14 protein-coding genes are annotated in these 14,216 nt (G+C 71.7%); 12 read left to right on the top strand and 2 right to left on the bottom strand.

Going from position 1 to position 14,216, the window contains the following annotated elements; translation table 11 throughout:
- Positions 1-11: 11 nt before the first annotated feature.
- From SHK17_RS09935 to SHK17_RS09950, 4 genes are read left to right on the top strand one after another with little or no spacing between them, the layout of a single operon-like run.
- Positions 12-1,022 (top strand): ABC transporter permease, encoded by a 1,011-nt coding sequence (locus SHK17_RS09935; RefSeq protein ID WP_172272414.1) that lies wholly within the window; start codon positions 12-14, stop codon positions 1,020-1,022.
- Positions 1,023-1,028: 6 nt separating this feature from the next.
- Positions 1,029-1,991, top strand: a complete 963-nt coding sequence (locus SHK17_RS09940; RefSeq protein ID WP_322921941.1) for an ABC transporter permease — start codon at positions 1,029-1,031, stop codon at positions 1,989-1,991.
- Positions 1,992-1,996: 5 nt separating this feature from the next.
- Positions 1,997-3,007, top strand: coding sequence for an ABC transporter ATP-binding protein (locus SHK17_RS09945; RefSeq protein ID WP_322424198.1), 1,011 nt, complete (start codon positions 1,997-1,999; stop codon positions 3,005-3,007).
- Entirely contained in the window at positions 3,004-4,119 is a 1,116-nt protein-coding gene (locus tag SHK17_RS09950) for an ABC transporter ATP-binding protein (protein WP_322424199.1), read from the top strand. Before SHK17_RS09945 ends, SHK17_RS09950 begins: the two co-directional genes overlap by 4 nt.
- A gap of 13 nt (positions 4,120-4,132) precedes the next feature.
- Here SHK17_RS09950 and SHK17_RS09955 read toward each other — a convergent pair whose 3' ends face one another.
- Complete coding sequence (locus SHK17_RS09955) at positions 4,133-5,026, bottom strand: RecB family exonuclease (protein ID WP_322921942.1); 894 nt, start codon at positions 5,024-5,026, stop codon at positions 4,133-4,135.
- A 102-nt stretch (positions 5,027-5,128) separates the two neighbouring features.
- Here SHK17_RS09955 and SHK17_RS09960 point away from each other — a divergent pair, with 102 nt between their 5' ends.
- The 4 genes from SHK17_RS09960 (at position 5,129) to SHK17_RS09975 (ending at position 9,655) form a co-directional block, all read left to right on the top strand.
- Positions 5,129-6,295, top strand: a complete 1,167-nt coding sequence (locus SHK17_RS09960; protein WP_322424201.1) for a site-2 protease family protein — start codon at positions 5,129-5,131, stop codon at positions 6,293-6,295.
- A 34-nt stretch (positions 6,296-6,329) separates the two neighbouring features.
- The gene (locus SHK17_RS09965; RefSeq protein ID WP_322921944.1) at positions 6,330-7,337 is read left to right on the top strand and encodes a tRNA (adenine-N1)-methyltransferase; all 1,008 of its coding nucleotides are present in this window, start codon (positions 6,330-6,332) and stop codon (positions 7,335-7,337) included.
- 217 nt (positions 7,338-7,554) lie between these two features.
- Complete coding sequence (gene arc, locus SHK17_RS09970) at positions 7,555-9,300, top strand: proteasome ATPase (RefSeq protein ID WP_322424203.1); 1,746 nt, start codon at positions 7,555-7,557, stop codon at positions 9,298-9,300.
- Between the two features lie 7 nt (positions 9,301-9,307).
- Positions 9,308-9,655, top strand: a complete 348-nt coding sequence (locus SHK17_RS09975; RefSeq protein ID WP_322921946.1) for a hypothetical protein — start codon at positions 9,308-9,310, stop codon at positions 9,653-9,655.
- Between the two features lie 160 nt (positions 9,656-9,815).
- Here SHK17_RS09975 and SHK17_RS09980 read toward each other — a convergent pair whose 3' ends face one another.
- Complete coding sequence (locus SHK17_RS09980) at positions 9,816-10,439, bottom strand: class I SAM-dependent methyltransferase (protein WP_322921948.1); 624 nt, start codon at positions 10,437-10,439, stop codon at positions 9,816-9,818.
- 3 nt (positions 10,440-10,442) lie between these two features.
- On the opposite strand from SHK17_RS09980, the gene dop reads away from it, so the two are divergent.
- The 4 genes from dop to prcA all read left to right on the top strand — a co-directional run bounded on the left by dop (position 10,443) and on the right by prcA (position 14,209).
- Positions 10,443-11,963 carry a depupylase/deamidase Dop gene (gene dop, locus SHK17_RS09985; protein ID WP_322424206.1) on the top strand — a complete coding sequence of 507 codons (1,521 nt, stop codon included), beginning with the start codon at positions 10,443-10,445 and terminating at the stop codon, positions 11,961-11,963.
- A gap of 188 nt (positions 11,964-12,151) precedes the next feature.
- Positions 12,152-12,349 (top strand): ubiquitin-like protein Pup, encoded by a 198-nt coding sequence (locus tag SHK17_RS09990; protein ID WP_172272384.1) that lies wholly within the window; start codon positions 12,152-12,154, stop codon positions 12,347-12,349.
- Positions 12,350-12,353: 4 nt separating this feature from the next.
- Positions 12,354-13,184 carry a proteasome subunit beta gene (prcB, locus tag SHK17_RS09995; protein ID WP_322921951.1) on the top strand — a complete coding sequence of 277 codons (831 nt, stop codon included), beginning with the start codon at positions 12,354-12,356 and terminating at the stop codon, positions 13,182-13,184.
- A gap of 23 nt (positions 13,185-13,207) precedes the next feature.
- Positions 13,208-14,209: a proteasome subunit alpha gene (prcA, locus tag SHK17_RS10000; protein WP_322921953.1), complete on the top strand. Its 1,002-nt coding sequence runs from the start codon at positions 13,208-13,210 to the stop codon at positions 14,207-14,209.
- Positions 14,210-14,216 lie beyond the last annotated feature (7 nt).

Raw genomic sequence — 14,216 nt, forward strand, 5'->3', positions numbered from 1 at the left:
TGAGGAGAACCATGCTTCGCTTCGTCCTACGACGCCTGCTCCAGATGCTGGGCGTCGTCCTGGCCCTGTCCCTGCTCGTCTTCTTCTGGTTGAGGTCCCTCCCGGGGGGACCTGTCTCCGCGCTCCTGGGCGAGCGGGCCACACCCGAGCGACGAGCGCGGATGGAGGAGGCGCTCGGGCTGGACGAGCCCCTGCCCGTGCAGTACCTGCGCTACATGCAGCGAGCGCTGAGAGGCGACTTCGGCGTCTCCACCAAGGTGCTGCCGGGTGAGGACGCGCTCGACATCTTCTTCGCGCGTCTGCCGGCCACCATCGAGCTCGCGTTCTTCGCCCTGGCGATCGCCATCCTCCTCGGCATCCCGCTCGGCTACCTCGCTGCCCGGCGCCGGGGGACCGCCCTGGACAACACCGCGGTGATCTTCTCGCTGGTGGGCGTGGCCGTGCCCGTCTTCTTCACCGGGTTCCTCCTCAAGTACTTCTTCGCCGTCGAGTGGGACCTCCTCCCGGTCTCCGGTCGGCAGAGCACCGGCCTCGACGCGACGCGGGTCACCGGGCTGTTCGTCCTCGACGGGATCATGACGCGGGAGTGGGACGCCGCATGGGACGCGCTCAAGCACCTGGTCCTGCCGGCGGTCGCGCTGGCCACCATCCCCTTCGCTGTCATCTTCCGCATCACGCGCGCCTCGGTGCTCGACGTCCTCGACGAGGACTACGTCCGCACCGCTGAGGCCAAGGGGCTCACGGCCCGGGTCATCCGGGGACGGCACGTCCTGCGCAACGCCATGCTCCCCGTCGTGACGACCGTCGGCCTGCAGGTCGGGGCGCTGCTGGGTGGGGCGATCCTCACCGAGACGGTCTTCTCGATCCGGGGCATCGGTGACGCGCTGGCCACGGCGTTCCGCGACAAGGACTACCCGGTCCTGCAGGTGTTGATCATCGCCGCAGCGGCCATCTACGTCCTGGTGAACCTCATGGTGGACATCGCGTACGCCCTCATCGACCCCCGGATCAGGACGAGGTGAGCGGTCATGTCCCCTGAGTCACCGCAGATGCCGTCGTACGCCCAGCGGCGCAAGCAGCGCATCGACGCGCTCGCCGACGCCTCCGTCGACCGGGAGCCCGGCGTCTCGCTGGTCCGGACGGCGTGGCGCCGGCTGCGGCGCGACCCGGTGTTCCTCATCGGTCTCGTCATCACCGTGTCCTTCATCGTGCTGGCCGTCGTCTCGCCCTGGCTCGCGCCGTGGGACCCCGCAGCGCGTCCGCTCCTCGACGCCGTGCGGCCCCAGTCCAACCCCGTCCCGGGCCCCGAGGCAGGTCACCTCCTCGGCGGCGACGACCGGGGTCGTGACCTGCTGTCCCGGCTCCTGGTGGGCAGCCGGCAGACCCTGCTGGTGGGCGTGCTGGCCACCTTCTTCGGCCTGCTCGGCGGCCTCGTCCTCGGGACGCTGGCGGGGGCCTTCGCCGGCTGGACCGACTCGCTGGTGATGCGGATCGTCGACGTGATGCTCTCGATCCCGTCCCTCCTGCTCGCCTTCAGCCTCGCGGCGCTCGCGACGCGACCCAGCCAGTGGACGCTCATCATCGCGATCGCCGTCGTCCAGGTGCCGGTCTTCGCCCGGCTGCTGCGGGGCTCGATGCTGGGCCAGCGCGCCAGCGACCACGTCCTCGCCGCCCGCTCGCTGGGGGTGAAGCGACGTGCCATCGTCTTCCGGCACATGCTGCCCAACTCGGTGGGGCCGGTCATCGTGCAGGCCACCCTGGTGCTGGCCGTCGCCATCATCGACGCGGCCGCCCTGTCCTTCCTCGGCCTGGGCAACCCCGACGACCGGAGCCCCGAGTGGGGGCAGATGCTCGGGAAGGCCCAGCCCTACCTCGGGGAGGCGCCGCACCTGGCGTTCTACCCCGCCGCCTGCATCATCGTCGTCGCGCTCGGCTTCACGCTCATGGGCGAGTCGCTGCGCGAGGCCCTCGACCCCAAGACCCGGAGGTGAGTGCGATGAGCTCGCACGCGCTGCGGCCCGACCGTTCGACCGAGCCGCTCCTCGCGGTGCGCGACCTGCGGGTGAGCTTCGTCAGGCGCGGGGAGGAGCCGTTCAAGGCCGTCGACGGCATCAGCTTCGACGTACGTCCCGGCCAGACCGTGGGCCTCGTCGGCGAGTCCGGCTGCGGGAAGTCCGTCACGTCGCTCGCGATCATGGGACTGCTGCCGCAGCGGGGCAACGTCGTGGAGGGGGCGGCGGTCTTCGACGGCGAGGACCTGCTCGGCCTGTCGCCCTCCCAGCTGCGGGACCGACGCGGTCGCGACATCGCCATGATCTTCCAGGACCCGCTGTCCTCGCTCAACCCGGTCGTGCAGATCGGACGGCAGGTCACCGAGGTGATGGAGCGGCACCAGGGGCTCAGCCGCAGGGAGGCCATGCCGAAGGCCGCCGAGCTGCTGGACCGGGTCGGCATCCCGGACCCCCGAGCGCGCCTGGCCAACTACCCCCATCAGCTGAGCGGCGGCATGCGGCAGCGCGCGCTCATCGCGATGGCGCTGGCCTGCAAGCCCCGGCTGCTGATCGCCGACGAGCCGACCACCGCGCTAGACGTGACGATCCAGGCCCAGATCCTCGCGCTGCTCAAGGAGCTCGTCGTCGAGACCGGGACGGCGATGGTGATGATCACCCACGACCTCGGCGTGGTCGCCGGGCTGTGCGACGAGGTCAACGTGCTCTACGGCGGCAGGATCGTCGAGCGCGGCGACCGGCACACGCTGTTCGCCCGCCCGCGGCACCCCTACACGGTGGGCCTGCTCAACTCCATCCCACGGCTCGACGCCCCGCGCGGCGAGGCGCTGTCGCCGATACCGGGCTCGGTCGCCGACAACCTGCCGTGGGACTCGGCGTGCGCCTTCGCGCCGCGGTGCCCGAACCGCCTCGAGGTCTGCGTGCAGCAGACCCCCGGCTGGGACGGCGACGACGTCGTCGGCCTGCGCTGCTTCAACCCGATGGGGGTGTCCCGATGACCGGGCAGCCGGAGGTCCTCCTGGAGGTCCGTGACCTGGAGGTGCACTTCCCGATCAAGCGGGGGGTCATCTTCGACAAGACGGTGGGTCACGTCCGCGCCGTCGACGGGGTCGACCTGACCATCCACCGCGGCGAGACCTACGGACTGGTGGGGGAGTCGGGCTGCGGCAAGTCGACCCTCGGCAAGGCGATCCTCAACCTCGAGACCCCCACGGCGGGGTCGGTGAGCTTCGAGGGCGTCGACATCGCCTCGCTCCAGGGCGAGGAGCTGCGGACCCGGCGCAAGAAGTTCCAGATGGTGTTCCAGGACCCGATGTCGAGCCTGGACCCGCGGCAGACGGTCGAGGCCCTGCTGCTCGAGGGGATGCGCGCCCACGGCCTCGACACGGACAAGTCCGCCACCCACGCCCGCCTGCGCGAGCTCATGTCGGCCGTCGGGCTGCCGCCGGCCGGGCTGAAGAAGTACCCCCACGAGTTCTCCGGCGGCCAGCGCCAGCGCGTCGGCATCGCCCGGGCGCTCTCGGTCGGCCCCGACCTCATCGTCGCGGACGAGCCGGTCAGCGCCCTCGACGTCTCCATCCAGGCGCAGGTGATCAACCTGCTGCAGGACCTCCAGGAGGAGCTCGGGCTCACCTACATCGTCGTGGCGCACGACCTCGCCGTCGTCCGCCACATCAGCGACCGGATCGGCGTGATGTACCTCGGCGGGCTGGTGGAGGAGTCGGAGGCGGGTGAGCTCTACGACCTCCCGCTCCACCCCTACACGCGTGCCCTCATGTCCGCCGTGCCCGTCCCCGACCCGCTGGTCGAGGACCGGCGCGAGCAGATCCTGCTGACGGGCGACCTGCCCTCGCCGGCCAACCCGCCGACGGGCTGCCGCTTCCACACCCGGTGCCCGTGGCGCCAGGAGACCCTGTGCGACACCGACCGACCGCAGCTGCGGGTCGTCGAGGTGGACGGCGCCTCGCCGGAGCACCGGGTGGCGTGCCACTGGGCCGAGCAGATCGCCTCGGGCACGCTCCAGCCGCACCCGGTGGAGCCGGAGCTGGTCACCGGCTTCGCCACGGGCGAGGAGCCGGCGCCACCGCCCGAGGCCTACATCGCCCCCTGAGCCGCGCGGCGCCTCAGTCGGCCGACTCGTCTACCGACGCGTCGGCGACGGGCGGCGTGCGATCGGGCAGGGGCGGGACGGTGCCGCCCTTGGTCGGGCAGTAGGGGTGGAACGAGCACCAGTCGCACAGCCGTGAGGGGCGCGGGCGCCAGTCGCCCGACTCCCGCGCCAGCTGGATCGCCGTCCACAGCGCCTCGACCTTGCGCTCGGTGGCGCGCAGGTCGTCCTCGTCGGGCTCGTAGCGCAGGATCTCGCCGTTGCCGAGGTAGACGAGCTGGAGCACCGACGGCACCACGCCGCGCAGCCGCCAGATGACCAGCGCGTAGAACTTCATCTGGAACAGCGCCTTGGCCTCGTGGTCGACGCCGGGGCTGCGGCCGGTCTTGTAGTCCACGACCCTGATCCGCCCGTCCGGCGCGACGTCGACCCGGTCGACGAAGCCACGCAGCAGCAGCCGGGAGTCGAGGAGCGCCTCGACGTAGAGCTCGCGCTCGGCCGGCTCGAGGCGGCGCGGGTCCTCGAGGTCGAAGTAGCGCTGCAGGACCGTGCGGCACGACGCCATCCAGGTCGCCACGTCGGGCCCCTCGCCCCCGAACATCTCGCCCAGCGCGGGCTCGGCCTCGAGGAGCGCGTCCCAGGCTGGGTCGAGCATGTCGGCCGCGCGCTCGGGGGTGCGCTCGAGGGCGGGCAGGTCGAAGAGGTCCTCGAGCACCTTGTGCACGACCGTGCCGCGCACGGCGTTGGGCGACGGAGCCTCCGGCAGGCGGTCGATCGTGCGGAACCGGTACATCAGGGGGCAGGCCATGAAGTCGCCCGCCCGGCTCGGCGACAGGGCGCCGAGGACCTCGACGCCGTCGACCGGCGTCGACACGGCCTCGGCGGGGGACTCGGCAGCGGGGATCGACATGACGCGGTCACCCTAGGTGAGGCGTACGACAGCCCCGGGCGGCCGCGCCCGGACCGGCTCCGCAGCGGCGCCGCTGTGGGCGCGGTTGGCTAGGGTCGTCACGTGCCCGAACCCACCGATCACGCCCCTGCCGGGCGGTCCCCGCGCGCCCCGAGGCAGCCGGGCACCCTGCGGATCGGGTCGATCGTGGGCATCGACGTCCTCGTCACCAGCTCGTGGTTCATCGTCGCCCTGCTCATCTCGCTGACCTTCGCCCCGCGCATCGAGCAGGAGGTCCCGGGGCTGGGGTTCTGGAAGTACGTCGCCGGCTTCGTCTTCGCCGTCGTCCTCTACCTCTCGGTCCTGCTGCACGAGGCGTCGCACGCCGTGGTCGCGCAGCGCCTCGGCTACGGCGTCACGTCCATCACCCTCCACTTCCTCGGGGGGATGACGGAGATCGACGGTGCGTCGCGCAAGCCGCGCCACGAGTTCTGGATCGCCGTCGTCGGCCCGCTGACGTCCGTCGCGGTCGGTGTCGCGGCGGGCGGGCTGTGGCTCGTCCTCCCCGACGGCCTGGTCCGCGTCGCCGTCGGGGCGCTGGCCGGCGCCAACCTGGTGATCGGCGTGCTCAACCTCGTGCCCGGCCTGCCGCTCGACGGCGGCCGGGTGCTCAAGTCGCTCGTGTGGGGCGCCTCGGGCGACCAGCACCGCGGCACGATCGTCGCCGGCTGGGGCGGTCGGCTCACGGCGCTCGCCCTGCTCGCGTGGCCGCTGGTGCAGGAGCCGCTGCTCGGCACGAAGCCCACCGTCGTCGACCTCGTCTTGGTGTTCATCCTCGGCCTCTTCCTCTGGACCGGGGCGACGGCGGCGATGGCCCACGCCAGGATCCGGCAGCGGCTGCCCGCCCTCGTCGCGCGCCCGCTGGCACGGCGAACGCTCACGGTCCCCGCCGACCTGCCCCTCGCCGAGGCCGTGCGCCGTGCGCAGGACGCCCAGGCCGGCAGCATCGTCACCGTGGCCGGCGACGGGACCCCGCTCGGCATCGTCAGCGAGGCGGCCGTCACCGCGATGCCGCCTGAGCGGCGCCCGTGGGTGCCGGTGTCCACCGTGGCGCGGGCCATGGAGGAGGGGCTGACCCTCCCCGCCACGATGGCGGGGGAGGAGCTGATCCTCGCGATCAGCCGGCGCCCGGCCGACGAGTACCTCCTCGTCGAGGCCGACGGCCGGATCTACGGCGTGCTGTCCACCGCCGACGTCGACCGGGCCTTCCGGGAGAACGCCGCCCGCTGAGGGATCCGGGCCCTCGGCCACTAGTCTTCGGCGCATGTCCGAGCCCTCTCCCGACGTCCCCGCCGAGGCCTGGTCCGGCGTCCACCGCGGCCCCCTGCGCGAGGGCGAGTGGGTGCGCCTGGTCGACCAGAAGGGGCGCAAGCACAACTTCGAGCTCGTCGCCGGCAAGCGGTTCTTCTCCAACAAGGGCCACCTCGACCACGACGAGATGATCGGTCGCGACGAGGGGTTCACCGTGACGTCCTCGGCCGGGGGGCAGTACCTCGTCTTCCGCCCGCTGCTCAACGAGTTCGTGGTGTCCATGCCGCGCGGTGCGGCGGTGGTCTACCCCAAGGACGCGGCCCAGATCGTGGCGCTCGCCGACATCTACCCCGGTGCCCGGGTCGTCGAGGCCGGCGCCGGCTCCGGCGCCCTGACCTGCTCGCTGCTGCGTGCCGTCGGGCCGTGGGGGCGGGTGACCTCCTTCGAGCTGCGCGAGGAGTTCGCCGACGTCGCCCGCCGCAACGTCCACCAGTTCTTCTCCGCCCCCGAGGGCGCGACGCACCCCGCCTGGGACCTGCGCCTTGGCGACCTCAAGGAGGGCCTGCCGCAGCTCGGCACGCAGGTCGACCGGGTCATCCTCGACATGCTCGACCCGTGGAGCTGCATCGACGTCGTAGCGGACGCCCTCGTGCCCGGCGGCATCGTCTGCGCCTACGTCGCCACCACGACACAGCTGTCCCGGGTCGTGGAGACGCTGCGCGTCCACGGCGGGTTCACCGAGCCGCAGCCCTGGGAGTCGCTGGTGCGCGACTGGCACGTCGAGGGCCTCGCTGTCCGGCCGGGCCACAAGATGATCGGCCACACCGCGTTCCTCGTCACCGCCCGCCGGATGGCGCCGGGTCAGAAGGCGCCCCGCAAGACCCGCCGCCCCGCGCCCGGTGCGTACGGACCGGACTACACCGGGCCCCGACCCGCCGACCTGCCCCCGGTCGAGGCCGGTGTGGAGATTGACCTCGACGTCATGCCCGGCGCCGACCCCGAGGTCGACCTGGACTCCTGAGGGCGATCGGGGGTGACCGGCCGGTCGCCGGCGGGCTCTGGAGTCACCGGATATCCGGGGACCGCCGTACCTATAGGTGGAGATCTCTACCTGTAGGTACGGAACTCGGGTGCGAAGTCCCGGTGACGCCGACGTTGCGAAACGGTGATCAACACGGCGAGATATTCACTTCCGTCCCTCCAGCAGGTGGGTAGTGTCACTGAGCAGGAGGTGCGAGATGACTGAGCCGACACGCGAGCAACTTGCCACCCAGGTGCGCTACCTGGAGGCGGAGGTCACCGACCTGCGCCGCCGTCTCGACGACGTACCCGGTCAGGCCCGTGGCCTGGAGGGCCGGCTGGCCGACGCCCAACGGTCGCTGGCCGCGGTGTCCAGCCAGAACGAGCGCCTCGCGCAGACGCTGCGCGACGCCCGTGACCAGATCACCACGCTCAAGGAGGAGGTCGACCGGCTCGCCCAGCCGCCCGCTGGCTTCGGCACCTTCCTCGCGCGCAACGACGACGACTCGGTCGACGTGTTCACCGGCGGGCGCAAGCTGCGCGTCAGCGTGAGCCCCGCTGTCGAGCTCGACGGCCTCGTGCGCGGCCAGGAGGTCATGCTCAACGAGGCGCTCAACGTCGTCGCCGCGCTCGACTTCGAGCAGGTCGGCGAGGTCGTGATGCTCAAAGAGATCCTCGCCGACGGCGAGCGGGCGCTCGTGATCGCCAACGCCGACGAGGAGCGGGTCGTACGCCTCGCCGAGCCGCTGCGCGCCGAGGACGTCACCATCCGCGCCGGGGACTCGCTGCTGCTCGACACCCGCGCCGGCTACGTCTACGAGGTCGTGCCGAAGTCGGAGGTCGAGGAGCTGGTGCTGGAGGAGGTGCCGGACATCGACTACACCCAGATCGGCGGCCTCACCACCCAGATCGACGCGATCCGCGACGCCGTCGAGCTGCCCTACCTCCACCCCGAGCTGTTCAAGGACCACGAGCTCAAGCCGCCCAAGGGCGTGCTCCTCTACGGCCCGCCCGGCTGCGGCAAGACGCTGATCGCCAAGGCGGTCGCCAACTCGCTGGCCAAGAAGGTCGCCGAGCGCACGGGCGCGTCCGGGAAGTCCTACTTCCTCAACATCAAGGGCCCCGAGCTGCTCAACAAGTACGTCGGCGAGACCGAGCGCCACATCCGGCTGGTCTTCCAGCGGGCGCGCGAGAAGGCCTCGCTCGGCACCCCCGTCATCGTGTTCTTCGACGAGATGGACTCGCTGTTCCGCACCCGCGGCTCCGGCGTCTCCTCCGACGTGGAGAACACGATCGTCCCGCAGCTGCTCAGCGAGATCGACGGCGTCGAGGCGCTGGAGAACGTGCTGGTCATCGGCGCCTCCAACCGCGAGGACATGATCGACCCCGCCATCCTGCGGCCGGGCCGGCTGGACGTGAAGATCAAGATCGAGCGTCCCGACGCCGAGTCCGCGCGCGACATCTTCTCCAAGTACCTCACCGCGCGGCTGCCGCTGCACGCCGAGGACCTCGCCGAGTTCGGCCACGACCGCGATGCCACCGTCAACGCGATGATCCGCGCGACGGTCGAGCGGATGTACACCGAGTCGGAGGAGAACCGCTTCCTGGAGGTCACCTACGCCAACGGTGACAAGGAGGTCCTCTACTTCAAGGACTTCAACTCAGGCGCGATGATCCAGAACATCGTCGACCGGGCCAAGAAGATGGCGATCAAGGACTTCCTCGACAGCGACCTCAACCCGGCCCAGCGCGGCCTGCGGGTCCAGCACATGCTCCAGGCGTGCGTCGACGAGTTCAAGGAGAACGAGGACCTGCCCAACACCACCAACCCCGACGACTGGGCGCGGATCTCGGGCAAGAAGGGCGAGCGGATCGTCTTCATCCGCACGCTCATCACGGGCAAGCAGGGCACCGAGCCCGGTCGGTCGATCGACACGGTCGCCAACACCGGCCAGTACCTGTGAGCCGGCGATGAACCGGGAGGACGAGCTCAGCCACAGCGACATCGAGGCCGCCCTCGCCACCCGTCGCGAGCTCGGCGCCCGCTACGACGCCGAGCTCGTCGACGGGTTCGCGGAGCGGGTCGAGCGCGCGGTGGAGCGGCGGGCGGCCGAGCAGGTCGCGATCCAGCAGCGGCGTACGTCCGCGGTGGCCGGCGCCGGCGCGCGCCAGCTGGCGCTGGGCATCGTCTCGCTGGTGGCGTTCATCCCGATCAGCATCGCCCTCGGGGTCAACGGCCAGTTCCTGGCGCTGCTGGTCACCCTTGCCGGCATCGTCGCGGTCAACGTCGCCCACGCCTGGCAGTCGCGCAACCCCTGAGCGGTCGCGGAACGAAGTTGGCCCCGACACCCCTGCGGAGGGTTCTGCCGGGGTCGGGTGGCACTACGTTGAACGCATGCGAACCATTCTGATCATCGTCGTCGTCGTCATCATCGTCATCTTCCTCCTCGGCTTCCTGCGCCGGGGCCGCTGACCTCCCTCACGACGCGAGCAGGCGGGAGCACCACGTCCAGGGCCGGCTCATCGCCGGTCCCGGCAGGTAGGACTGCTCGAGCTCGACGACGTCCCAGCCTGCCTCGCGCACCAGGGCGGGGACGTCCCGGGTGAGGTGGCAGCCGCCCGCGACGGCCCGCTGCACCGGTTCCATCCTGCGCTGCCAGCGGCGTACGGACTCCTCGGGCGCCTGCCCGTGCTCCAGCGCGTGCAGGCGACCGCCTGCCCGCACCACCCGCCTCGCCTCCCGCAGCGCGAGCAGCGGGTCAGGGATGGTGCACAGGCTGAACGTCACCAGCGCGCTGTCGTGCGAGTCGTCGGCCAGGTCGAGCCGCTGGCCGTCGAGGCCGGCGCGCTCGACGGGCACCGTGCCTTCCGCCCGGCGGGGCTCAGAGAGCTCCCAGCCGAGGTCCGACGGCTCGATGGCGGTCACCGAGGTGACCTCCGGCGGGTACCACCGCACGTTGAGCCCGCTGCCGAAGCCGAGCTCGAGCACGCGGCCGGTCAGGCCGGCGCAGGCGACCTCGCGCATCTCGCCGACCTCGCGGCTGCGCAGGCTGAGGTCGGTCAGACGAGGCACGACGCGCTCGTCCCACACCCGTAGGCTCATGTCATGAGCGTACGACGCGTGATGGGCACGGAGGTCGAGTACGGCATCTCGGTGCAGGGCCAACCGTCGGCCAACCCGATGGTCGCCTCCTCGCAGATCGTCAACGCGTACGCCTCGTCGACGGCGCGGGCGCGACGGGCCCGCTGGGACTTCGAGGAGGAGTCGCCGCTGCGCGACGCCCGCGGCTTCGACATGGCGCGCCAGGTCGCGGACCCCAGCCAGCTCACCGACGAGGACCTCGGCCTGGCCAACGTCATCCTCACCAACGGCGCCCGGCTCTACGTCGACCACGCCCACCCGGAGTACTCCTCGCCGGAGGTCACCACCCCGCTCGACGTGGTGCGGTGGGAGAAGGCGGGGGAGCAGGTCATGCTCGACGCCTCGCGGATGGCCGCGCAGGTCCCCGGCAGCACGCCGATCCTGCTCTACAAGAACAACACCGACAACAAGGGCGCCTCCTACGGCGCCCACGAGAACTACCTGATGCGCCGCTCGACGCAGTTCGCCGAGATCGTGCGGCACCTCACCCCGTTCTTCGTCTCGCGCCAGGTGGTCACCGGCGCCGGGCGGGTCGGCATCGGGCAGGACGGGCGCGACACCACGCCGGAGCAGGGCTTCCAGATCAGCCAGCGCTCGGACTACTTCGAGGTCGAGGTCGGCCTCGAGACCACGCTCAAGCGCCCGATCATCAACACCCGCGACGAGCCGCACGCCGACCCCGCGGTCTACCGCCGCCTGCACGTCATCCTCGGCGACGCCAACCTCGCCGAGATCTCCATCTACCTCAAGGCCGGCACGACGGCACTCGTCCTGGCGATGATCGAGGACGGCTTCATCGACCGCGACCTCAGCGTCGAGGGGGCGGTCCGGGCGCTGCGCGACGTCTCCCACGACCCGACGCTCAAGCACCTCGTGACGCTGCGCGACGGGCGGCGGCTCACCGCGGTCCAGCTGCAGCTGGAGTACCTCGAGCTGGCCCGCAAGTACGTCGAGGACCGCTACGGCGCCGACGCCGACGAGCAGACCGTCGACGTGCTGGCGCGCTGGGAGTCGGTGCTGACCCGCCTCGAGCGTGACCCGATGGAGTGCGCCGGCGAGCTCGACTGGGTCGCCAAGCTCAAGCTCCTCAACCAGTACCGCGACCGCGACCGGCTCGACTGGGACGACGCCAAGCTGCACCTCATCGACCTGCAGTACGCCGACGTACGGCCCGACAAGGGGCTCTACCACCGGCTCGCCGGCGCCGGGCGGATCACCCGCCTGCTCGACGACGCCACCATCGAGGCAGCCATGCACGACCCGCCGGTCGACACCCGCGCCTACTTCCGCGGGCGCTGCCTCGACAAGTACGCCGACTCGGTGGCCGCGGCGTCGTGGGACTCGGTCATCTTCGACCTCCCGGGCCGCGAGTCGCTCCAGCGCGTGCCCACGATCGACCCCCTCCGCGGCACCCGGGCCCACGTCGGCGAGCTGATCGACCGCAGCGACACCGCCCAGGCGCTCGTCGCGGCGATCACGCGCTGAGGGGACGTCGGGGGCGTCCGGGCTCGCGGTTTCCCCGCATATGCGGGGAAACCCAAACTTCTGGGGGCGTGCACACCCCCAGAAGTTCGAACAACCCTCGGGGAGTCGGCGCCCCGGCCGGGCGACTCACCCCGCCCGCGGAGGGTGAGCCTCCTTGTGGCGTCGGTGGGAGTGGATAGGGTCGAGGCATGGCCCAGGAGCAGAAGCAACCGCGCAGGTCCTCCGAGACCGAGGAGGTCACCGAGCAGGTGACCGAGACCGACGTGGCCGAGCGCAAGGAGATGATCGACGAGGACGTCGACGCGATCCTCGACGAGATCGACGAGGTCCTCGAGGTGAACGCCGAGGACTTCGTGAAGTCGTTCATCCAGAAGGGCGGCCAGTAGCCGGATGAGCGAGTCCCGCCTGCCCACGTCCTACATGACGCCCGGCACGTCGAGCTTCGCCGACTTCCTCGGCGCCCAGGCGCCCGACCTGCTGCCGTCGCGCCGCGCGGTCCCCACCGGCAACGCCGGCGACCTCGCCCCGCACGGCACCACGATCGTCGCCGCGACGTTCGCGGGCGGCGTGGTCATGGCCGGTGACCGCCGCGCCACGATGGGCAACATCATCGCCCAGCGCGACATCCAGAAGGTGTTCCCCGCCGACGAGTTCTCCGTGGTCGGCATCGCCGGCACCGCCGGGCTGGCGGTCGAGATGGTCCGGCTGTTCCAGACCGAGCTCGAGCACTACGAGAAGATCGAGGGCACCACGCTGTCGATGGACGGCAAGGCCAACCGTCTCGCCGCCCTCATCCGCGCCAACCTCGGCCTCGCCATGCAGGGCCTCGCGGTCGTGCCGCTCTTCGCCGGCTTCGACCTCGCCGCCGACCAGGGCCGGATCTTCAGCTACGACGTCACCGGCGGCCGCTACGAGGAGACCGCGTTCCACTCGGTGGGGTCCGGCTCGCTCTTCGCCCGCGGCTCGCTCAAGAAGCTCTACCGCGAGGACCTCACCGCCGAGGAGACCGTGACGGCCGTCGTCCAGGCGCTCTACGACGCCGCCGACGACGACTCGGCCACCGGCGGACCCGACATCACCCGCCGCATCTTCCCGGTGGTGCACGTGATCACCGCCGACGGCGGCCACCGCATGCCCGACGACGACGTCGCCGCCATCGCCGACCGGATCCTCGCCTCACGGAGGCAGCGCCCCGACGGGCCCGCCGCCTCCCTCACCTGACCCGACGCAGGAGTCACTTCCACATGAGCATGCCGTTCTACGTCTCGCCCGAGCAGCTGATGAAGGACCGGGCCGACTTCGCGCGCAAGGGCATCGCCCGGGGGCGTTCCGTCGTGGCCGTGCAGTACGCCGACGGCATCCTGTTCGTCTCGGAGAACCCGTCCCAGGCGCTGCACAAGGTCAGCGAGATCTACGACCGGATCGCCTTCGCCGCGGTCGGTCGCTACAACGAGTTCGAGAACCTCCGCATCGCCGGCGTACGCCTCGCCGACATGCGCGGCTACGCCTACGACCGTCGCGACGTCACCGGCCGCGGGCTGGCCAACGCCTACGCCCAGACGCTCGGCACGATCTTCTCCTCCGGTGGCGAGAAGCCCTACGAGGTGGAGATCTTCGTCGCCGAGATCGGCGACGCCGCCGAGGACGACCAGCTCTACCGCCTCACCTACGACGGCCAGGTCGCCGACGAGCACGGCTACGCCGTGATGGGTGGCGCGGCCGACGTGGTCGCCTCCCACCTCGCCGAGCACTACGTCGCCGGCGCCTCGCTCGACGACGCGATCCGCGTCGCGGTCGCCGCGCTCGGTCACACCGAGTCCGAGGACCGGGTCATCCCGGCCGACGACCTCGAGGTGGCGGTGCTCGACCGCACCCGCACGCGACCGCGCAAGTTCGTCCGGCTGCGGGCGACCCGACTGGCCGAGGTCCTGCAGGGCCGCGGCGCCGAGCAGGTCGCTCCCGAGACCGCCGAGGACGCGCTCGCCGGGTCGGGCCCGCGCCAGTCCGGCCAGGACGACCCCGCCGACCCCACCGACCAGGTCTCGGGCGCGACCCCGCCCCTCGAGGACCCGGTCACGGGCGAGCCCGCCACGCCTCCCGCCACGCCTCCCGTCGCGCCGCCGGTCGCGCCTCCGGTGTCGCCCCCGTCCCGTCCCGCCGACCACGCACCGGTCGACCCGGCCGCGCCGGGGGACGCCCAGCCGCCCGCGCCGCAACCGCCGGCACCGGAGCCGGGCCAGCCCTGAGCCGGGC

It is taken from the genome of Nocardioides renjunii (genome assembly GCF_034661175.1).
Taxonomy (GTDB): Bacteria; Actinomycetota; Actinomycetes; order Propionibacteriales; family Nocardioidaceae; genus Nocardioides; species Nocardioides renjunii.